The organism is Halochromatium roseum (assembly GCF_016653315.1).
Lineage (GTDB): Bacteria > Pseudomonadota > Gammaproteobacteria > Chromatiales > Chromatiaceae > Lamprobacter > Lamprobacter roseus.
In genome coordinates, this window is sequence record NZ_NHSH01000074.1 from 60,111 (window position 1) to 78,327 (window position 18,217).

At 62.3% G+C, this 18,217-nt stretch carries 20 protein-coding genes; 10 read left to right on the forward strand and 10 right to left on the reverse strand.

Annotation, left to right across the window (positions count from 1 at the left end; genetic code table 11):
• Nucleotides 1-16 precede the first annotated feature (16 nt).
• The 8 genes from hprK to kdsC form a co-directional block, all read right to left on the reverse strand.
• Nucleotides 17-991 carry an HPr(Ser) kinase/phosphatase gene (gene hprK, locus CCR96_RS20800; protein ID WP_201223120.1) on the reverse strand — a complete coding sequence of 325 codons (975 nt, stop codon included), beginning with the start codon at nt 989-991 and terminating at the stop codon, nt 17-19.
• Between the two features lie 15 nt (nt 992-1,006).
• Nucleotides 1,007-1,459, reverse strand: a complete 453-nt coding sequence (locus CCR96_RS20805) for a PTS sugar transporter subunit IIA (protein WP_201223122.1) — start codon at nt 1,457-1,459, stop codon at nt 1,007-1,009.
• Nucleotides 1,460-1,640: 181 nt separating this feature from the next.
• Nucleotides 1,641-2,018, reverse strand: a complete 378-nt coding sequence (hpf, locus tag CCR96_RS20810) for a ribosome hibernation-promoting factor, HPF/YfiA family (RefSeq protein WP_201223128.1) — start codon at nt 2,016-2,018, stop codon at nt 1,641-1,643.
• Between the two features lie 55 nt (nt 2,019-2,073).
• On the reverse strand, nt 2,074-3,561 hold the full coding sequence (locus CCR96_RS20815) for an RNA polymerase factor sigma-54 (protein ID WP_201223130.1): 1,488 nt from the start codon (nt 3,559-3,561) through the stop codon (nt 2,074-2,076).
• A gap of 107 nt (nt 3,562-3,668) precedes the next feature.
• Nucleotides 3,669-4,394, reverse strand: a complete 726-nt coding sequence (lptB, locus tag CCR96_RS20820; RefSeq protein ID WP_201223132.1) for an LPS export ABC transporter ATP-binding protein — start codon at nt 4,392-4,394, stop codon at nt 3,669-3,671.
• A complete protein-coding gene (gene lptA, locus CCR96_RS20825; RefSeq protein WP_201223140.1) occupies nt 4,394-4,957 on the reverse strand; it encodes a lipopolysaccharide transport periplasmic protein LptA in 564 nt (187 codons plus the stop codon). Before lptA ends, lptB begins: the two co-directional genes overlap by 1 nt.
• A gap of 21 nt (nt 4,958-4,978) precedes the next feature.
• Nucleotides 4,979-5,569: an LPS export ABC transporter periplasmic protein LptC gene (gene lptC / locus CCR96_RS20830; protein WP_201223142.1), complete on the reverse strand. Its 591-nt coding sequence runs from the start codon at nt 5,567-5,569 to the stop codon at nt 4,979-4,981.
• A gap of 106 nt (nt 5,570-5,675) precedes the next feature.
• Entirely contained in the window at nt 5,676-6,203 is a 528-nt protein-coding gene (kdsC, locus tag CCR96_RS20835; RefSeq protein WP_201223144.1) for a 3-deoxy-manno-octulosonate-8-phosphatase KdsC, read from the reverse strand.
• An 87-nt stretch (nt 6,204-6,290) separates the two neighbouring features.
• Between kdsC and CCR96_RS20840 the strand changes: the two genes are divergently transcribed.
• The 10 genes from CCR96_RS20840 (at nt 6,291) to CCR96_RS20885 (ending at nt 15,116) form a co-directional block, all read left to right on the forward strand.
• Nucleotides 6,291-6,917: a DUF72 domain-containing protein gene (locus CCR96_RS20840; RefSeq protein WP_201223146.1), complete on the forward strand. Its 627-nt coding sequence runs from the start codon at nt 6,291-6,293 to the stop codon at nt 6,915-6,917.
• Between the two features lie 260 nt (nt 6,918-7,177).
• Entirely contained in the window at nt 7,178-7,990 is an 813-nt protein-coding gene (locus CCR96_RS20845) for an ABC transporter ATP-binding protein (RefSeq protein ID WP_242519262.1), read from the forward strand.
• Between the two features lie 11 nt (nt 7,991-8,001).
• Nucleotides 8,002-8,781, forward strand: a complete 780-nt coding sequence (gene mlaE / locus CCR96_RS20850; RefSeq protein WP_201223150.1) for a lipid asymmetry maintenance ABC transporter permease subunit MlaE — start codon at nt 8,002-8,004, stop codon at nt 8,779-8,781.
• A 4-nt stretch (nt 8,782-8,785) separates the two neighbouring features.
• Nucleotides 8,786-9,256, forward strand: coding sequence for an outer membrane lipid asymmetry maintenance protein MlaD (mlaD, locus tag CCR96_RS20855; protein WP_201223152.1), 471 nt, complete (start codon nt 8,786-8,788; stop codon nt 9,254-9,256).
• A gap of 26 nt (nt 9,257-9,282) precedes the next feature.
• A complete protein-coding gene (locus CCR96_RS20860) occupies nt 9,283-9,885 on the forward strand; it encodes an MlaC/ttg2D family ABC transporter substrate-binding protein (protein WP_242519259.1) in 603 nt (200 codons plus the stop codon).
• Nucleotides 9,886-9,887: 2 nt separating this feature from the next.
• On the forward strand, nt 9,888-10,259 hold the full coding sequence (locus tag CCR96_RS20865) for an STAS domain-containing protein (RefSeq protein ID WP_201223155.1): 372 nt from the start codon (nt 9,888-9,890) through the stop codon (nt 10,257-10,259).
• The gene (gene murA / locus CCR96_RS20870) at nt 10,252-11,508 is read left to right on the forward strand and encodes a UDP-N-acetylglucosamine 1-carboxyvinyltransferase (RefSeq protein WP_201223163.1); all 1,257 of its coding nucleotides are present in this window, start codon (nt 10,252-10,254) and stop codon (nt 11,506-11,508) included. The genes CCR96_RS20865 and murA overlap by 8 nt, the downstream gene beginning before the upstream one ends.
• Nucleotides 11,509-11,623: 115 nt before the next feature.
• Complete coding sequence (gene hisG / locus CCR96_RS20875; protein WP_201223171.1) at nt 11,624-12,292, forward strand: ATP phosphoribosyltransferase; 669 nt, start codon at nt 11,624-11,626, stop codon at nt 12,290-12,292.
• Nucleotides 12,293-12,564: 272 nt separating this feature from the next.
• Nucleotides 12,565-13,887 (forward strand): histidinol dehydrogenase, encoded by a 1,323-nt coding sequence (gene hisD / locus CCR96_RS20880; protein WP_201223173.1) that lies wholly within the window; start codon nt 12,565-12,567, stop codon nt 13,885-13,887.
• A 14-nt stretch (nt 13,888-13,901) separates the two neighbouring features.
• Nucleotides 13,902-15,116: a pyridoxal phosphate-dependent aminotransferase gene (locus tag CCR96_RS20885; RefSeq protein WP_201223175.1), complete on the forward strand. Its 1,215-nt coding sequence runs from the start codon at nt 13,902-13,904 to the stop codon at nt 15,114-15,116.
• Nucleotides 15,117-15,182: 66 nt separating this feature from the next.
• Here CCR96_RS20885 and CCR96_RS20890 read toward each other — a convergent pair whose 3' ends face one another.
• Entirely contained in the window at nt 15,183-16,577 is a 1,395-nt protein-coding gene (locus tag CCR96_RS20890) for an FtsW/RodA/SpoVE family cell cycle protein (RefSeq protein ID WP_201223177.1), read from the reverse strand.
• Nucleotides 16,578-16,579: 2 nt separating this feature from the next.
• Nucleotides 16,580-18,175, reverse strand: coding sequence for a peptidoglycan D,D-transpeptidase FtsI family protein (locus CCR96_RS20895; protein WP_201223179.1), 1,596 nt, complete (start codon nt 18,173-18,175; stop codon nt 16,580-16,582).
• Nucleotides 18,176-18,217 lie beyond the last annotated feature (42 nt).

Here is an 18,217-nt window from a genome sequence, read left to right on the forward strand (position 1 = left end):
TGCATAAGCTGCTGAACTAAACGTAAGGCGCCGTGGTGACGCACCGAGCGTTCTCATCGATAGAGCGGGATTGTCGCTCGATCAGATCGACGCCGGCATCATAGCCGCGCAACCGCAAGATTTGGTTACGCACTGCGGTCTCCAGCAGTACAGCAAGGTTGCGGCCAGGGGCCACCGGCAAAGTGACCTCCGGAACCGATACGCCAAGGATCGTCCGCGTAGACAGGCTTCCCCGCAGGCGGTCCATTTGCGCCAGCGCGTCTCCATCGAACGACCGCATGTTGACGATCAAGTTCAGCTGCTCTCGCCGTTGCAGTGCGCCCTCACCAAACATCGCCCGAACATTGAGCACGCCGAGTCCGCGCACCTCCAGGAAGTCTCTGAGCAGCTCAGGACAGCTTCCTTCTAAGGTCTCCGGGCCAATGCGCGCAACCTCGGGTGCGTCATCAGCGATCAGTCGGTGACCGCGCACCACCATCTCGAGCGCAAGCTCGCTCTTACCGATGCCGGGGTCACCCATCAAGAGCACCCCCATGCCCAGCACGTCGAGAAAAACGCCGTGCAGGGTCGTGCGCTCGGCAAGCGCGTAGGTGAGGAAGTACTGCAGCCGGTCGACGATCTCTTCTTCGGCGCGCGGCGATGAGAGCAGGGGCGTGCCGGACTGCTCAGCGCGGGCAAAGAAGCCCGGCGGAGGGTCGATGTCCTGGGCGAAGATGACCGCCGCAGGTTCAGCGGCAAATAACCGCTCGACGATGTCACGGCCAGCTGCTCGGCTCAGATCCGCGAGATGGTGGATCTCGGCAAGCCCCAGCACCTGCAGGCGGTTAGGATGGATGCAGTTCAGGGAGCCAACCAGACTCTGAGCCGCAGCGGCCGATGAGTCGGCATTGAGCAGCGCTAGCGGCTGATCAGGTACTGGCGTTAGCCAACGCAGCCCGAGCCGTGGGCCAAGGTGCTCAACCAATCCCTGTAACGTATCGACGGGCGGCATCGGCGCGAGCCTGGCTTAATCGCGGCGCTGCAACACATCCAGCACGACGCTGGCATCATCCGCAGCCCTCAGGGCCGAGCGCAGTCGCGGATCACTGAAACGCTCGGCGAGCTGGGCGAGCAGGCTCAGATGGGCATCGGTTGCCTCCTGCGGCACCAGCAGCCCAAAGGCGAGATCAACCGGCTGGTCATCCGGTGCATCGAAGCTCACCCCCTCGCTCAGCTGAACAAAGGCGCCAACGGCGTTATCGATGCCCTCGATGCGGGCATGTGGCAGCGCGATACCCTCGCCCAAGCCGGTGCTTCCGAGCCGCTCGCGCTCGTTCAGCAGGTCAAACACCGCGGCCGGTGGGCAGTCCGGCCGCGCTGTCGCCAACAGCTCAGCCAAGGATTCCAGCAATCGCTTCTTACTCGTGACCTCGACACGACAGCGAATTCGTGGCTCAGCAATCAAACTGGGGGGAAACATCGACCGTCGCTCCAGAAAATAGGTCTTCGCGTGCAGGACGCAGCACGGCCTGGGCAGTTAAAGGCAACGACGCCGGAGACAATAGGCTGATGGCGTCGCAAAGGGGGCCGGAGCGAACCTGGTCTCGCTCCGGCGCAGTCGTCGACTTGCAGCTCATCGCTGCAAGCCGCGCGGGCAGCACTCAGTGCAGCGGCGCATCGATCTCATCGACCTCATCGTTCGGCTCGCCGCTGACGGTCTCGCCTTCGGCTGGCGTCTTGGTCGCACTGCCGCGGTGACTCTGGCGCTTTTCCTTATGCTTCAGCACCTGGCGGTCGAGCTTGTCGATCAGCCCATCAATGGCTGCATACATATCCTCATGCACAGCATCAGCAAAGACATCGGCGCCGTTCATGTGGATACGCGCCTCGGCCTTCTGCCGGAGCTTCTCGACACTCAGGATCACATGCACTTTGATCACGTGATCGAAGTGACGCTCTAGGCGCTCGAATTTACTCTCGACATAGCCCTTCAGGGGCTCGGTAATATCGACATGATGACCCGTCAGGTTGATTTGCATAGTGTCACTCCTGGGTTGGCAAGCGAGCCTGGGCGGCGGTTACTGAATACCGCAGCTAGAGGCGCTTGCGCTCGTTCGAGGGTGGGATACCCATGGCCTCGCGGTACTTGGCGACGGTACGTCGCGCGACATTGATGCCCTGTTCGGACAGGATGCCGGCGATCTTGCTGTCGCTCAGCGGTTTGTTTGCCGTCTCGGCGGCGACCAACTTGCGGATGAAGGCGCGGATGGCGGTCGACGAGCATTCGCCGCCCGAGGCCGTGCCCACATGGCTGGAAAAGAAATATTTGAATTCGAGCGTGCCCCGCGGCGTATGCATGTACTTTTGCGTGGTTACGCGCGAGACCGTCGACTCGTGCAGCTCGAGCGAATCTGCAACATCTCTGAGGATCAGCGGGCGCATCGCCTCCTCGCCGTAATCGAAGAAATCGCGCTGTAGCTCGACGATCTTCGCCGCCACCCTCAGCACCGTATCGTTGCGGCTGAGCAGACTCTTGATGAACCAACGGGCCTCCTGCAGATGCGTCTTCAGACAAACATTCTCGGCGCCATCATCGGCGCGCCGGATCAGCTTTGCATAGTCTTCGTTCACTCTCAGTTTAGGCTGAGTTTCAGGATTTAGCTCGACCTGCCACACACCCGCGCGTTTCCGCACCAGTACATCGGGGATCACATAGTCGGTCTGGTGATCGCTGATCAGCGAGCCAGGCCGCGGTTGCAGTGATCGAATCAGCGTCAACGCCCCCCCCAGATCCAGGTCGGAGAGCTTGGTGTGGCGACGCATCTCATCGAGGTCGTTCCGCGCCAGCGCATCGAACAGGGTATCGCAAATCTTCAGTGCCCCAGCCCGATGCGGCGTCTCAGGGGGCAGCTGCCGCAGTTGCAGCATCAGGCATTCGCGCGGATCACGAGCACCCACGCCTGCCGGGTCCAGGGCCTGAATCGCGTGCAAAACCGCCTCGATTTCGTCCAGCTCGAGGTCGTCGAGATCAAGGGTCTCGATCAGCTCGGCGGGATCGAGTCGCAGATAGCCGTCAGCATCGATGGCATCGATGAGCGCCTCAGCGATGACCCGGTCTCGCGCCCCCAGATGGCCCAGATTGAGCTGCCATTCAAGATGGTCGTGTAACGTCTGCGGGCGCGACTGCTGCGCAAACAGGTCGACATCGCCGGACGACCCGACCCCCGGAGTACCGGAAGGTCCGGCATACTGTGCGCTCAGATCACTGTCGTAGGTATCGCTCCACTCACTGTCGAGCGGCAGATCATCGGGCAGTGTGCTGGATTCAGCCGAGACCTCGGCATCCACGGCCGCGTCGGCCCGTTCTTGATGCAACTCAGCAGCCTCGCGCGAAGGCTCCATGACGCCGTCTCGCCCGCGCTCATCGTCCTCCGATGTCTCTAACATCAGGTTGGACTCGAGCGCATCCTGGATCTCGCGCTGGAGATCGAGCGTGGAGAGCTGTAACAGCTTGATCGCTTGCTGGAGCTGCGGCGTCATGGTCAGATGCTGACCGAGACGGAGCTGGATGCTTTGCTTCATTCCGAGCGGTTATGCGGGTACAAAAGGCCTGACTGCCGTGCAGTCTAGTCGAAAAGGCTGCTCAGTCGCAGCGTCAAGCGTGAATCGAGGGGTTTCTGACACCAGATTCAGAGCCGAAAGTGTTCACCAAGATAGACCGCCCGCACCTGTGGATCTTGCAACAACTCCGCAGGCGCCCCGCTGGCGATCACCCGGCCGGCGTTGATGATATAGGCCCGGTCGCAGATGTCGAGTGTCTCCCGAACATTATGATCGGTGATCAGCACACCGATCTGACGATCGCGTAGGTGACTGATGATCGACTTGATATCGCCCACCGCAATGGGGTCAACCCCCGCGAACGGTTCATCGAGCAGCATGATCTTTGGCTCGACTGCAAGCGCGCGGGCGATCTCGAGCCGCCGGCGCTCACCGCCCGAGAGGCTGAGCGCAAGCGAATCGGCGACATGGCTGATACCCAGCTCATCCAACAGCTCATCGCAGCGCTGGCGACGGTCCTCGCGGCTGCTGCCGTTACGCATCTCGAGCACCGCCGTCAGATTATCCCGTGCCGTGAGCTTACGGAACACCGAAGGCTCCTGCGCCAAGTAGCTCAGGCCGCGCCGTGCGCGCGCGTGCATTGGCCGATGGGTAATATCCTCGCCATCCAGAGTGATGCGGCCAGCGTTAGCGCCCACCAGCCCGACGATCATGTAAAAGCTGGTGGTCTTACCCGCCCCATTCGGCCCCAACAATCCAACCACCTCGCCGGCGTTGACAGCAAGATCGACGCCATCGACCACGCGTCGACGACGATAGGTCTTCGCCAGCGCACGCGCCTCAAGGGTCGCCATCACTGAGACGAAGCCGGCTTGGGGGCGGACTCCGCGGCCGACTCGGGCTCGATACGGATCTTGACCCGATCGCGGCCCTGGGCACTGCTACCGGCAGTCACGCGCTCAGTGATGCGATTGTAGACGATGCGGTCGCTGGCAAAACGATCCTCGCCTTGGACCAGCACCGCGTCATCGATCAACGTCAATTCTTCGCGATCCGCTTCGTACTCCATACGCAACGCGCGCCCGGTCACCTCGTCCGGGTCATCATCAAGCCGCTGCCGATAATGCACCGGCTGACCGATCGCGATGATCTTCTCGGCGCGGCGGTCTGGCTTATGGTGCACCAGCACCTCGTCGGCCTGGATGAACATGCTGCCCTGCGTCACCTCAACGTTACCGATGTAGAGGCTGGTCAACTGCTTTTCGTCCAGCTCAGCGGCATCAGCCTCGATGTACATCGGCTGATATTGATCCGACTCGAGCGCCCGCACGGCTGTCGTGGTCGCAAACAGCGTAGCCGCGGACAGCAGACCCAACAGCGCGGCTAGCCCCCAACCGCGGTCTTGATTCGGGCTCATAGCCATCTCCTCATGGTGCATTCAGCCTGCGTCATCGTCGGTGCTGGGTGCCAGCGCTGCGCGGGCACGCCCGAACAGCTGGATGCGCGTCGTCTCACCGAGCCAGGCGCGCATGCCGTCGGTCGCGGTGATCCAATCCTCAGCGCGCTCGATCTCGACAAAATGCCCGGTCTCGGCATAATCGACCTCTGGCAACACCAACAGCTCGCTGGTGCGAAGCTCGACCGGCGCCGACTGGGCTGTCGCATCCCGCTGCAGCCGCACCTCTCGCTCGAGCAAGATCTCGTCGCCGCGTGCATTGATCCAGGCAAGTTCCGAGCGCGCATGCAAGGGCGGGCCATCGTCGCTGTAGACAACGAGCACAGGGTTATCCAGCTCGCTGCTGCCATCATCCGGGTAGTGACGAAGGCGTTGTGCGCTGAGACGGCGCTCAGGGTGCCCAGCGCTATCGAGTGTCACCACACGCAGCCCTTCGACGACATAATCGGGCCGGCGCTCAGTGCTCGGCGTTAGACTCTGATCGGTGTCGCGCACAAACAACCACCACCACGCAGCCAGTCCCGTAGCGATCAACAGCGCTGCCAGGAAAAACTCGCGCCGCGTTAGAGGCATGGAGCGACCACGAAACCAACAGACCAAAAGCGCTCAGCGACAGCAGCCCATCGTCGGGCTTGCGCTGCCGCTACGAGCAAGCTGAGCATCAAGCGCTGAGAGCCCATCAGCGACGGATATAGTCGGCAAAGATGGTGTCGAGCTTGCCCTGTGCCGCAAGCAAACCTTCGCATACCTCACGCGCCGCACCTTGGCCGCCAGCCAAGCGCGTTTGCCAATGACAGTGCTCCCGCACCAGAGGATGCGCATCAGCGACTGCGATAGCCAAGCCCACCTGCAGCATCACCGGCAGGTCGACGACGTCATCGCCCACATAGGCAATTTGTGCGTGCTCAAGCCCACAGGCCTGGCGCAGTTGAGCATAGGCTGGGCGCTTGTCGCGCTGACCCTGATAGATGTGCGCGACGCCCAGACTTTCCATGCGGATGCGCACCACCTCGGATTGACGCCCGGTAATGACCGCCATGGTAATACCAGCCTGGCGCAACATTGCCATTCCATGGCCATCCCGCGAGTTGAAGGCCTTGTATTCTTGGCCATCGTCACCGAGAAAGAGACTCCCGTCCGTCAGCACTCCGTCAACATCAAAGATCACCATCTCGATCGCTTTGGCGCGCGCTTTGTAATCGGTCATGTGGCTCTCGCTCTTCACCCCAGTGCACCCATCTGGCTCTCGACACCTATGATACCTGTCTTATGATACCTGCCCTAGGATATCCGGATGAGCAACACAACGATGGTGACCTGCCGCGGCTGGTGGGATCTTGCCGACAGCGCGTTCTTCTATCCAGAAGACCTGCCGCACGACTGGCGTCTGAGCTATTTTGCCAACAGCTTTCGCGCCGCTCTGCTGCCGGCCGTGTTTTGGACCGACGCCGATCCGCAGACGGCGGCGCAATGGTATGACGACGTACCGCCAGGCTTCCGATTTGCCGCCGAGCAGTCGCCGACGGTATCTCAAGAAACGCAAGATCGTCACCACCAGCTCAAGCCGGCGCAGCTTGAACAACGCCTCGGAGCAAAACTCGACGCCTGGATAGAGCCGATTGACGAGCCGGCATCGACGGTAATCTCGACCATAACAGGCAGCGACGCCAACCGCTGCCTGCGCTATCAACGCCGCCAAACCGCGCAGCGGAGCAATCCCGACCCAGATCGCAGTTATCCATCCTGCTACGGCCTCATCGCCCCAGCCGAGCTGCATCGCGATCTGCGCGGGGCGCGAGATTGGCTGCGCAAGATGGCTGAGCAACAGGGCCAAGCACCCAGCTTGATCATCATGGCACGGCCGAGCAGTACCGACCTGTCGGCCTGGCAAGAGCTATTAGATCTCCTCGGGCTCAGTTGACCTGAATCTCGCGCGATTCACCTGCCAGGATGGCGCCGCGCCATGAGTACTAGGCATCCGAGTGGGATCTGCATCAGGCCTGAGCGGGCGCAGGCGGGGCACAGCGGATCGGTCGGCATCGCCTCATCCTTGACGCTACTAGGGGCAGGCCGCGAGAATGGCGCGCTTTGGATCGTCGCCAAAGTAAGGACTCCCGTCCCATGGCAACAGCGCAGTCAAAGCAAGCATCAGTGACGCTGCCGCGTGAAGAGCGCTCCGGCATGACGGACGAGCAGATGCTTGCCAAAGTGCGCGGCCTGCGTTTCTACCACGGTGATCGCTGCATCTTCGACGGCATCGATCTGGACATCCAGCGCGGTCGGATCACTGCCATCATGGGTCCGAGCGGGACCGGCAAGACCACCCTGCTGAAGCTTATCAGCGGCCAGTTGCATGCCGACGCCGGAACCGTTGAAGTGGACGGCCAGAGCATCCAGGAACTGAGCCGAGATGCGCTTTACCAACTGCGCATTCGTATGGGCATGCTGTTTCAGAGCGGCGCCTTGCTGACCGATCTGAACGTGTTCGAGAATGTCGCGTTTCCGATCCGCGAGCATGCCAAGCTACCAGAGTCCGTGCTGCGCAAGCTGGTGTTGATCAAGCTCGAGGCCGTTGGCCTGCGCGGCGCCGCGGCACTGATGCCGAGCCAGCTCTCCGGCGGCATGGCGCGGCGCGTGGCGCTGGCCCGAGCCATCGCACTCGACCCGATGATGATCATGTACGATGAGCCCTTCACCGGGCAGGACCCGATCTCGATGGGGGTATTGGTCTCGTTGATCCGGCAACTGAACGATGCCAGCGAGATGACCAGTATCATCGTCAGCCACGATGTGACCGAAACCACCAGCATCGCTGATTATCTCTACATCATCGCCAACGGCAAGATCATGGCCGAAGGCACACCGCAAGAGGTTGCCGCGAATGAGTCGGACTGGGTCCGACAATTCATGCAGGGCGAGCCGGATGGACCCGTGCATTATCACTACCCAGCACAGACGCTGGAGCAGGATCTGCTCCAGAGCGTCTGCCACTGAGCGCAGCCCCATTGCTTGACTCATTAGCGAGACTCGGTCGCGTCGGGCTCGCGATCTTAGCGAGCCTTGGCCGTGCCCACCTGTTGCTCGTTGGCATTCTCCGCGGCCTGCCCTCGATGCTGGTGCGTCCTCGCTTGTTGCTGGCGCAGATCTACGGCGTCGGCGTGCTCTCATTGTTGATCATCGTCGTCTCGGGCCTCTTTGTCGGCATGGTGTTAGGCCTTCAGGGCTACTATGTACTGTCCCAATTCGGCGCCGCTGAAAGCCTGGGCGTGATGGTGGCCGCCTCTCTGGTCCGCGAGCTTGGCCCGGTGGTGACAGCGCTGTTGTTCGCTGGACGCGCCGGCTCCGCACTGACCGCCGAGATCGGCCTGATGAAGGCGACCGAGCAACTGTCTGGACTGGAGATGATGGCCGTGGACCCGGTCAAACGGGTACTGACGCCACGTTTTTTCGCTGGTCTGATCTCAATGCCGCTGCTGGCCGCATTATTTAGCGCCATTGGCGTGATCGGCGGCTGGTTTGTCGGTGTCGGTCTGCTCGGCATCGATGACGGCGCCTTTTGGGGGCAGATGCAGAACAAGATCGACTTTGATGAAGACCTGGTCAATGGCGTGATCAAAAGCCTGGTCTTTGGTCTGGTCGTGACCTGGATCGCGCTCTACGAGGGTTATGATGCGACCCCGACATCGGCCGGAGTCAGCCGCGCTACCACCCGCACCGTGGTGCAGTCGGCGCTCGCGATCCTGGGGCTGGATTTCATTCTCACTGCTTTGATGTTCGGAGGCTGAAGCCATGGCGCGAATCCGCCTGAGCGAGATCCTGGTCGGCGTCTTCATGGCGCTCGGCTTCGTCGCGCTCTTCTTCCTGGCCATGCGGGTCAGCAACCTAAGCACCGCGGCCACCGGCGAGGGCTACAACCTGACCGCCAAGTTCGACAACATCGGTAGCCTTCGGGTGCGCGCGCCCGTAACCATGGCTGGGGTTCGGCTGGGCCGGGTCGAGGCGATCGATTTCGACCAGGAAACCTTCCAGGCGCTAGTCACCTTGCGCATCGAAGACCGCTACGACCAGATCCCGACCGACACCTTTGCCAACATCTTCACCGCTGGGCTGCTCGGCGAGCAGTATATCGGCCTTGATCCAGGCGGTAGCCCAGAGGTCTTAGGCGATGGCGATCGCATTGAATTCACACAATCAGCCTTGGTACTCGAACAGATGATTGGACAATTTCTCTTGAGCAAAGCAGAGGAGGGTGGCGAATGAGCGCACTCCGAATGAGAACACTCCAAATGAGAACACTCTTGGTCGCTGGTATCCTATTACTGGCATTGCCTCTCGCCAGCCTAGGCGCCGAACCCTCAGCGACGCAGTTGGTCGAGCGCACGGCCGATAAGATGCTCAGCACGCTCGAGAATCGGCGCGCCGAGGTCGAGCGCAAGCCGCAGCTGATCAACCAGCTGGTGGATAGCATCCTAGCGCCACATTTCGACTTCGAGCAGATGACTCGGCTTGCCGTCGGTCGCGACTGGCGCAGCGCCAGCCCGACGCAGCAACAGGATCTCACCGACAGTTTCCGCGATCTATTGGTGCGTACCTATGCCAAATCGATCATGAAGTACTCGGGCCAGGACATCGTCTATGAAACCGCACGCCCAGGCACACGCTCGGGAACCGTCGTCGTGCCGACCGAGGTGCGGGCTCCAGGGTCAGCCCCGATCCCCATCGACTATTACATGCTCGAGCGCGGCACTAGCTGGATGGTCTATGACGTCGTCATCGACGGCGTTAGCATGATCTCCAACTATCGCAGCCAATTCCGCACCACAATCGCCACTTCAGGCATCAATGGCCTGATCGAGCAATTGCGTGCGAAGACGGCACGCGGTGCCTAACGATGCGGCATCGACAGGCAGAGCAGGCGGCAACCGAACGCTTGGCGACACTGACGGAGATCAGCCCCGGGCAATTCGAGCTGAAGGGTGCTTTGATCCTTAGCACAGTCCCCTCCCTAGCACGGCAGGGCGCGCGGCTACTGAAGGCGGTGCGCACTAAGCGCGATAGCACGCCCTTGGCGCTTGAGATCGACCTCAGCGGCGTCAAGCGCAGCAGTAGTGCCGGCATCGCACTCTTGCTCGATTGGGTCGACCAGGCCGGCAGCGACGGCATCGACCTGCAATTTCGCAACTGGCCCGAGGCCCTGGCGCGCATCGCCAGCTTCTCCAACGTCGAGGGTCTGCTCCGCATCGAGGCCGCCCAGCATGGATAAACTCTTAATCAGCGGTGGCGCACGGCTCGATGGTGAGGTCCGTGCCTCTGGAGCCAAGAACGCGGCCTTGCCGATCATGGCTGCCACCCTCTTAGCGGATGGCATCTGCTCGCTCACCAATGTCCCGCATCTGCGCGACATCACCACCACCATGGAGCTGCTGGGGCGGCTCGGGGTGCAGCTGACGGTCGACGAGCGCATGGGCATTCAGGCCGATGCGCGCGAGGTCACGAGCGTCGAAGCACCCTACGAACTGGTGAAAACGATGCGTGCATCGATCCTGGTGCTCGGCCCCCTGCTGGCGCGGTTCGGCGCCGCCGATGTGTCGCTGCCCGGCGGCTGTGCGATCGGCGCCCGCCCGGTGAATATCCATCTCGATGGGCTGCGCGCCATGGGCGCCGAGGTTCGGGTCGAGAACGGCTTTGTACATGCCCGCGCCAAACGCTTGCAAGGAGCGCGTTTTGTGATGGACATGGTCACCGTCACCGGTACCGAGAATCTGATGATGGCGGCCGCGCTCGCCGACGGCGAAACCGTCCTCGAGAACGCCGCGCGCGAGCCCGAGGTGGTCGATCTAGCGCAGTTCCTGAACCGCATGGGTGCGCGTATCAGCGGCGCTGGAACAGACAGCATTCACATCCAAGGTGTTGAGAGGCTCGCCGGCACCGACTACGCGGTGATGCCCGATCGGATCGAGACCGGCACCTATCTGGTAGCCGCGGCGATGACCGGCGGCCGCGTTCGAGTACGCGACACCCGCGCCGATCTCCTCGATGCGGTGCTGATGAAGCTGCGCGAGGCTGGCGCCCAGGTCAGCACGGGCGAGGGCTGGATCGAGGTCGATATGCAAGGCAAACGGCCACGCGCAGTCGACATCCAAACCGCTCCACATCCCGCCTTCCCGACCGACATGCAGGCCCAGTTCTGCGCCCTCAACAGCATCGCCGAAGGCGCCGCTACGGTGAAGGAGACGGTGTTCGAGAACCGCTTCATGCACGCGCTGGAGATGCAGCGCATGGGCGCCGATATCCGCATCGAAGGCAATGTCGCCATCTGCCGCGGGGTCGAGCGACTGACCGCCGCGCCGGTGATGGCGACCGATCTACGCGCCTCAGCCAGCCTGGTCCTCGCCGGCCTGGTCGCTGAGGGCGATACACTGATCGATCGCATCTACCATATCGATCGCGGCTACGACAATATCGAGGAGAAGTTCGCCACGCTGGGTGCTGTGATCCGGCGCGTGCATTGATCCGCCCTAGCCACTGCTCATCTAGCCACGGCTCATCCGCCCCAGCCACAACTGATCTGCCCTCAACTAGGCTGAGATCCCCTGCCCCGTCCAGTTGCCGAGAGTGTCCGTATCTATGTCCGACGATCAAAGGCTCACCATCGCGCTCTCCAAGGGCCGCATCTTTGAGCAGACGCTGCCGTTGCTCGAGGCCGCTGGGCTCCGGGCCGTGGAAGACCCGGAAACCAGCCGCAAGCTGATCTTGGATACCAATGATCCGCGCGTGAAGTTGGTCATCATCCGTGCCAGCGATGTCCCCACCTATGTGCAATATGGCGCCGCCGACCTCGGCGTTGCCGGTAAGGACGTCCTGCTCGAGCATGGCGGCGAAGGACTCTACGAGCCGCTCGACCTGCGCATCGCCCGCTGCCGGCTGATGGTGGCTGGCCGCCCCGATACCGCGCTGGTGCCACCGCCGGCGCGCGGTCGGCTGCGGATCGCGACCAAATATGTCCGTGGCGCCGAGCGCCACTTCGCCGCCAAAGGCCAGCAGGTCGAGATCATCAAGCTCTATGGCTCGATGGAGCTCGCACCGCTGGTTGGGCTCGCAGACCTCATCGTCGACCTCGTCGAGAGTGGTAACACGCTAAAGGCAAACGGACTGGTGCCAATCGAGCACATCAGCGACATCAGCTCGCGCTTGATCGTCAACAAGGCCTCCTGGAAGATGAAACACACACGCGTGAGGGCACTGGTCGAATCGCTGCGGGAAGCGGTCGAGGCGCAGGCCGCAGCAGGCCGATAACGACACGCCATCCACCGTAGACAGGAGCCAGCAACAGCGAGACCAGAATGAACCACAGATGAACACGGATAAACACAGATCAAAGCCAGACAGAAGAGTTGTGTGTCTAGAAAACTGTTTTCATCTGTGTCTTTCTGTGTCTTTCTGTGTCTTTCTGTGTCTTTCTGTGTCTAACCCTAAGCAGCTCTGAAAAAGACCATAAACATGATGGACGAAAAGACCAGTGCGATGGCCTTTGAGTTGTCATAAATCACCAAACACAGAATTGCAGCATGACTAAGACCGCTCGCCCTAGGATCGCTCGTCTGAACACCACGGATGCGGATTTCGACGCCCGCCTTGCTGACCTCCTGGCCTGGGAGTCAGTCTCCGATGCGGGTGTCAAGCAGACCGTCGAGACCGTCATCGCTGACATTCGTCAGCGTGGTGATGCAGCGCTGATCGACTACACTGCGCGTTTCGACCATTGGCAACCAGAGAACGCTGCCGCCCTCGAGCTGGATCAGCGTCGGCTCAGTGAGGCATTGGAGCGCATCCCGTCTGCCCAGCGCCAAGCCCTGGAGACTGCGGCCGAGCGCATCCGCGCCTATGCCGAGCATCAGCGCCTGCAGGGCTGGGAGATCACCGATGCCGAGGGCAACCTGCTCGGCCAAAAGGTCACCCCGCTCGATCGGGTCGGGCTCTATGTGCCCGGCGGCAAGGCGGCTTATCCCTCATCGGTGCTGATGAATGCGTTGCCGGCCAAGGTCGCTGGCGTGCCGGAACTGGTGATGGTGGTGCCAACCCCCGGCGGCGAGCTGAATGAACTGGTGCTCGCCGCTGCCGCCATCGCTGGCGTTGACCGCGCCTTTGCGGTCGGCGGTGCGCAAGCCGTCGCCGCCCTCGCCTACGGCACCGAGACCGTCCCGGCCTGCGACAAGATCGTCGGTCCCGGCAACATCTATGTCGCCACCGCCAAGCGCGCCCTGTTTGGCCAGGTCGGCATCGACATGGTCGCCGGGCCGTCCGAGATCCTGATCCTCTGCGACGGCTTGACCAATCCGGATTGGATCGCAATGGACCTGTTCTCGCAGGCCGAGCATGATGAGGACGCGCAATCGATCCTGATCGCCTGGGACGCTGACTATCTGGATCAGGTCAGCGCCAGCATCGAGCGCCTGCTGCCGCAGATGGAGCGCAGCGAGATCATCGCCCAAGCGCTGAGTGCGCGCGGCGCACTGATCCTCGCGCGCGATCAGGACCAGGCCGCCGAGGTCGCCAACCGCATCGCGCCCGAGCATCTGGAGCTGTCGGTGGCCGAGCCTCAGGTGCTAGCCGAGAAGATTCGCCATGCCGGCGCCATCTTCATGGGCCGCTACACCGCTGAGGCGCTAGGCGACTATTGCGCCGGGCCGAATCACGTACTGCCGACCTCGCGCACCGCCCGCTTCTCATCACCACTCGGCGTCTACGACTTCCAAAAGCGCTCAAGCCTGATCATGGCCTCCGCAGCCGGTGCCGCGGCGCTAGCCGAGACCGCGTCAGCACTGGCCCGCGGCGAGGGGCTGACCGCCCATGCCCGCTCGGCCGAGTATCGTGACGGCGGTCGCGATTGATGCGTCCAAGTGCCATGAATAGCCTGATCGAACAGCTGATACGCCCAGAGATTCGGACGCTCAAGGCCTATCATGTGCCGGACGCCACCGGCATGATCAAGCTCGACGCGATGGAGAACCCGTATCCCTGGCCGGAATCCCTCTGCAACGACTGGCTTGAGGCGCTGCGTGATGCCGAGCTGAATCGCTATCCCGACCCGCGTGCGCGCGCGTTGCAGGCGGCGCTGCGCGAGGCGATGCAGATACCCGAAGGCATGGACCTGCTGCTCGGCAACGGCTCCGACGAGCTGATCCAGATGCTGGCGCTCGCCGTTGCTGCGCCGGCTGCCGCTCAGCCCAGTTATCCAAACGTCAGCCCCAGCCTCAGCCCCAATAGCGATCCAACCGCAAGACTCGACGACACCCGTCACGATCCCTCGCTCGGGCATTCGCACCGCTGGCGCCCGAGTCTACTCTCGCTCGATCCCGGCTTCGTCATGTACCGGATGATCGGCCTCTTTGCCGGACTCGACTATGTCGGGGTCAATCTAAACGCGGCCGATTTCTCGCTCGACCTCGACGCCACACTAGCCGCCATCGAGCGTCATCAGCCGCTGCTGACCTTCATCGCCTATCCGAATAACCCGACCGGCAACCTGTTCGATCCCGCCGCCATCGAGCAGATCATCGCCGCCAGCCCCGGCCTCGTCATCGTCGATGAGGCCTACGCGCCCTTTACCGATGCCAGCTTTATGCCGCGACTCGGCGAGTGGCCGAATCTGCTAGTGATGCGCACGGTCTCGAAGATGGGACTCGCCGGTCTGCGGCTCGGCTACCTCGCCGGTCCAGCGGAGTGGATCGAGCAGATCGACAAAGTACGCCTGCCCTACAACATCAACGTCCTCAGCCAGGCCAGCGCCGCCTTTGCGCTACGTCATCGCGATGTCCTCGACGCGCAAACCGAATCCATCCGCGACGAGCGTGGACGCCTCGCCGCAGCCCTCGCCGATCTCGATGGCGGCCGCGGCCACCTCAACCCGTTCCCGAGCGATGCCAATTTCATCCTCGTTCGCACCCAACCCGGACGTGCTGGAGCACTCTTCAACGGCCTGCGCGAGCGCAATATCCTGATCAAGAACCTCAATGGCGCCCATCCGATGCTGACTGACTGTCTGCGCATCACTGTGGGTACGCCAGACGAGAACAGCGCCCTACTCGCCGCACTCTCTGGACTCATTGATACCGTTTAGCGCGCGTCTTGAAATCTCTGTGTTTATCTCAGGGTTAAATGCGCTTTCTAGCCTTCGATTTAGGCTTCAAGCTGCTTTGCCTGTTTTTGCTTGGCGCGCTGATCGCTCCCGCTTTTCTATGGTTGCTTCGCCTTTATCCGGTTTGACCATGGATTTTCTCCGCGACTTGACCGGCTCGCCGTCGGAGATCGCAAGCACCAAGCCAAGGCTAGCAAACACCGTGAGTAGGCTGCTGCCACCGTGGCTGATGAGCGGCAGCGTGATCCCAGTTAGCGGCAGCGCCTTGGTGACACCGCCAATATTCAACAGCGTCTGCACGCTCAGCACAGCCGCAACTCCGGTTGCCGCCATCAGCCCGAAAGGCGTGCGCGCCCGCGCGGCCAAGGTGAGCAAGCGAATCAGCAACAGTGCAAACAGCATCACCAGCAGCACGCTGCCGGCAAAGCCAAGCTCTTCGGCCCAGACCGCGTAGATCAAGTCAGATTCGGCGATCGGCGTATAACGCGGACGCGCCTGGCTAAAGCCCTCTCCCCAGAGTCCGCCCGCATACATCCCAGACAGGCCTTGCAAGACCTGCCAGCCAGCCCCGGTTGGATCGGAAAAGGGATTCAGCCACACCTCGACCCGACGCTGGCCGTGCGTAAAGAGACTGATGAGGGCCGCGCCGGCCGCGCCTCCTAGCACCAAGCCATAGGCCAGATAACCGGGATGCCGAGTGCCGGCCGCCAACACCGCAAGCAGCATCACACCAAGGATCAACACCAACCCGAGGTCGCGCTGCACCAAGAGCATCGCCAGCACGAGCATCCAGACCAGCAACAACGGCCAGAGCGACCGCAGCGGCGGCAGCAGACTGCGCCATCGACTGAGCCGCTTCAGGTGCTGATCGACGAAGGCCGCGGTGAACAACACCAGCGTGAGCTTCAGCAATTCAGTCGGCGTGATGAATCCGAACCCATAGACCGCACCTCGGTAACGTTGCCCAGTTGCGAGCACCAACGCCAGCAAAAGCAACGAGACCCCAGCCCATAGCCAGGTCACGCGCGTAGCCAGGCGATAACGTCCACCCCGTCCGGCGATCGCAAAGATCAGCATCAAGGCAACACCGAGCGGCAGTGGAATCAACTTGGCAGGGTCTAACGCCGCTGCTGCAAAGAGCCCCGTGCGGGCCTGGGCGATCAGGCCAATCGCACTCAGCAGCGCGGTGAGCGGAAGCAGCAACTGATCGCCCCGGAACCGCGCCAGCACCAGCAGCAGATGGGCGCTAACGAAGGTACCCAGGTAAATCAGGAAGGGCACCAGCGCCACGAACTGTACATCCAGTCCATCTTTCGGCCCCGCGCCCAGCAGCATCAAATAGCCTAAGAGCGCGATGAGCAGCGCCCAGAGCAACAGTCGGCGCTCGGGTGCACGCAGCTGCCAGTAATCACCGATGCTGATCGGCGTTCCGCGACGCGCCATCGCTAGAAACCTTGCTCTGCGGCCTTGAGCAGCAAATCGCGCGCGATCGGCGCCGCGACCGTCGAGCCGTAACCGCCATGCTCGACCAAAACGGCGAACGCCAGCCGCGGCGCCGACGCCGGTGCGAAGCCAACAAACCAGCTATGCGAGGCGCCTTGCGGGTTTTCAGCAGTGCCGGTCTTACCCGCAATCTCGAGCCCAGCGGTCTCGATCCCTCGCCCGGTGCCATCGGTGACTGCACGCCTGAGCATCACCCGCAGCCGGCGCGCCGTATCCGCGCTCATGAATCGCCCGAGCACCTCCGGCTTTGTATCGCGGAGCAGACGCGGCCGCATCGCAACACCATCGTTAGCGATCGCGGCCGCAACCAGGGCCATATAGGCCGGCGTCGTGGTGACGCGACCCTGCCCAATCGCCGCCTGCGCCAGCCCATAACGGTCGCGCTCTGGGATTGGCTCCAGCTGGGCGGCCTGCAGATGGACGGTTCCGGACGGGCCGCCGACAAAGGCAATCGATCGGTTGAAGAGGAAGCGTTCACCGGTCTTGGTCAGCGCCCGGTGGCCGCCGAGCACACCGAGCTGCGCGAAAAAGACATTCGATGATTTGGCCAGTGCCGTCGTCAGATCCAGCACCCCATGTCCGGCCCAAGCCCGACCAGAGCGCTGCGCCTCGTAATATTCATGATCTCGAATCGGCCGATAGCGGCTCGAGGTGGTGTAACCGTTAGCGGGATTGTCCAGACGACCGCGGAAGCCGTTCTCTAACGCCTGAGCGGCCAGAATGACCTTGAAGACGGAGCCGGGTGGATACTGGCCCTGGGTGGCACGGTTCAACAGCGGTGTTGCTGGATCAGCGCCGCGAAAGAGGGTTGGTTGCAGCTGATTCGGATCGAAGCCTGGCACGCTCGCCATCACCAACACCGCACCGTCCGCGGGCCGCATCAGGACCACCGCGCCCCGACCGATACCCTTCGCTGATGCAATCTGCTCGACCGCCGCCTGCTGCAAGCCCGCATCCAGGGTCGTCACCAGATCCTGCCCGCGCGGACGTTTGCTCTGCGTGAGCAACTGACGCCCAAGCTCGCCCCAGTCCCCAAGGCTGTCCAGCGTCGACCCATTCAGCGCCGGGTTGGCCATCGCCTCGACACCACTCAGCCCAAAGCGCGGATCAGCATAGCCGATGGCATGCGCAAACACAGAGCCATACGGGTAAACCCGCTCCGCCGCACCATCCCGATTCCGACTCTCGGCCAAGACCTGCCCACGCTGATCGAGAATCCGGCCGCGTTGAATCCAATGCGCCGGGTTGAACTGACGGCGATCATGCGACTGCATGAAGGCAATGAATTGCGGCCGCGCCGTCCCACCCAGCTGCCAGGTTGCCTGATAGCCAAGAATGGCGACTAGGGATAAGCCGAGCAGACCGACAACTGGCAGCAGCCAGGCGCGTGGTCGCGCCAGATGCTTCAGCGGCACCACAAACCGAAGCTGTAAGGCTTGCCAGAGCCAAAACAGCAACGCCAGCCCGAAGGCCAGGTGCAGACCAAGGCGCACGGCCTCCCAGGGCGGGGAGCGAAACAGAGCGTTGAGCAGTTCCATAAGCAGGCGAGATCATACCCGAGAATCTGGCCACACTTGCGG

Excerpts from the sequence above, each read along its gene's own strand:
- hpf (WP_201223128.1), bottom strand. The coding sequence starts at position 2,018 with ATGCAAATCAACCTGACGGGTCATCATGTCGATATTACCGAGCCCCTG.
- murA (WP_201223163.1), top strand. The coding sequence starts at position 10,252 with ATGGATAAACTCTTAATCAGCGGTGGCGCACGGCTCGATGGTGAGGTC.
- CCR96_RS20895 (WP_201223179.1), bottom strand. The coding sequence starts at position 18,175 with ATGGAACTGCTCAACGCTCTGTTTCGCTCCCCGCCCTGGGAGGCCGTG.
- lptC (WP_201223142.1), bottom strand. The coding sequence starts at position 5,569 with ATGCCTCTAACGCGGCGCGAGTTTTTCCTGGCAGCGCTGTTGATCGCT.
- hisG (WP_201223171.1), top strand. The coding sequence starts at position 11,624 with ATGTCCGACGATCAAAGGCTCACCATCGCGCTCTCCAAGGGCCGCATC.
- CCR96_RS20865 (WP_201223155.1), top strand. The coding sequence starts at position 9,888 with ATGCGGCATCGACAGGCAGAGCAGGCGGCAACCGAACGCTTGGCGACA.
- mlaD (WP_201223152.1), top strand. The coding sequence starts at position 8,786 with ATGGCGCGAATCCGCCTGAGCGAGATCCTGGTCGGCGTCTTCATGGCG.
- CCR96_RS20845 (WP_242519262.1), top strand. The coding sequence starts at position 7,178 with ATGACGGACGAGCAGATGCTTGCCAAAGTGCGCGGCCTGCGTTTCTAC.
- CCR96_RS20815 (WP_201223130.1), bottom strand. The coding sequence starts at position 3,561 with ATGAAGCAAAGCATCCAGCTCCGTCTCGGTCAGCATCTGACCATGACG.
- kdsC (WP_201223144.1), bottom strand. The coding sequence starts at position 6,203 with ATGACCGATTACAAAGCGCGCGCCAAAGCGATCGAGATGGTGATCTTT.
- CCR96_RS20860 (WP_242519259.1), top strand. The coding sequence starts at position 9,283 with ATGAGAACACTCTTGGTCGCTGGTATCCTATTACTGGCATTGCCTCTC.
- lptA (WP_201223140.1), bottom strand. The coding sequence starts at position 4,957 with ATGAGCCCGAATCAAGACCGCGGTTGGGGGCTAGCCGCGCTGTTGGGT.
- hisD (WP_201223173.1), top strand. The coding sequence starts at position 12,565 with ATGACTAAGACCGCTCGCCCTAGGATCGCTCGTCTGAACACCACGGAT.
- CCR96_RS20840 (WP_201223146.1), top strand. The coding sequence starts at position 6,291 with ATGAGCAACACAACGATGGTGACCTGCCGCGGCTGGTGGGATCTTGCC.
- CCR96_RS20805 (WP_201223122.1), bottom strand. The coding sequence starts at position 1,459 with ATGTTTCCCCCCAGTTTGATTGCTGAGCCACGAATTCGCTGTCGTGTC.
- lptB (WP_201223132.1), bottom strand. The coding sequence starts at position 4,394 with ATGGCGACCCTTGAGGCGCGTGCGCTGGCGAAGACCTATCGTCGTCGA.
- CCR96_RS20890 (WP_201223177.1), bottom strand. The coding sequence starts at position 16,577 with ATGGCGCGTCGCGGAACGCCGATCAGCATCGGTGATTACTGGCAGCTG.
- hprK (WP_201223120.1), bottom strand. The coding sequence starts at position 991 with ATGCCGCCCGTCGATACGTTACAGGGATTGGTTGAGCACCTTGGCCCA.
- CCR96_RS20885 (WP_201223175.1), top strand. The coding sequence starts at position 13,902 with ATGAATAGCCTGATCGAACAGCTGATACGCCCAGAGATTCGGACGCTC.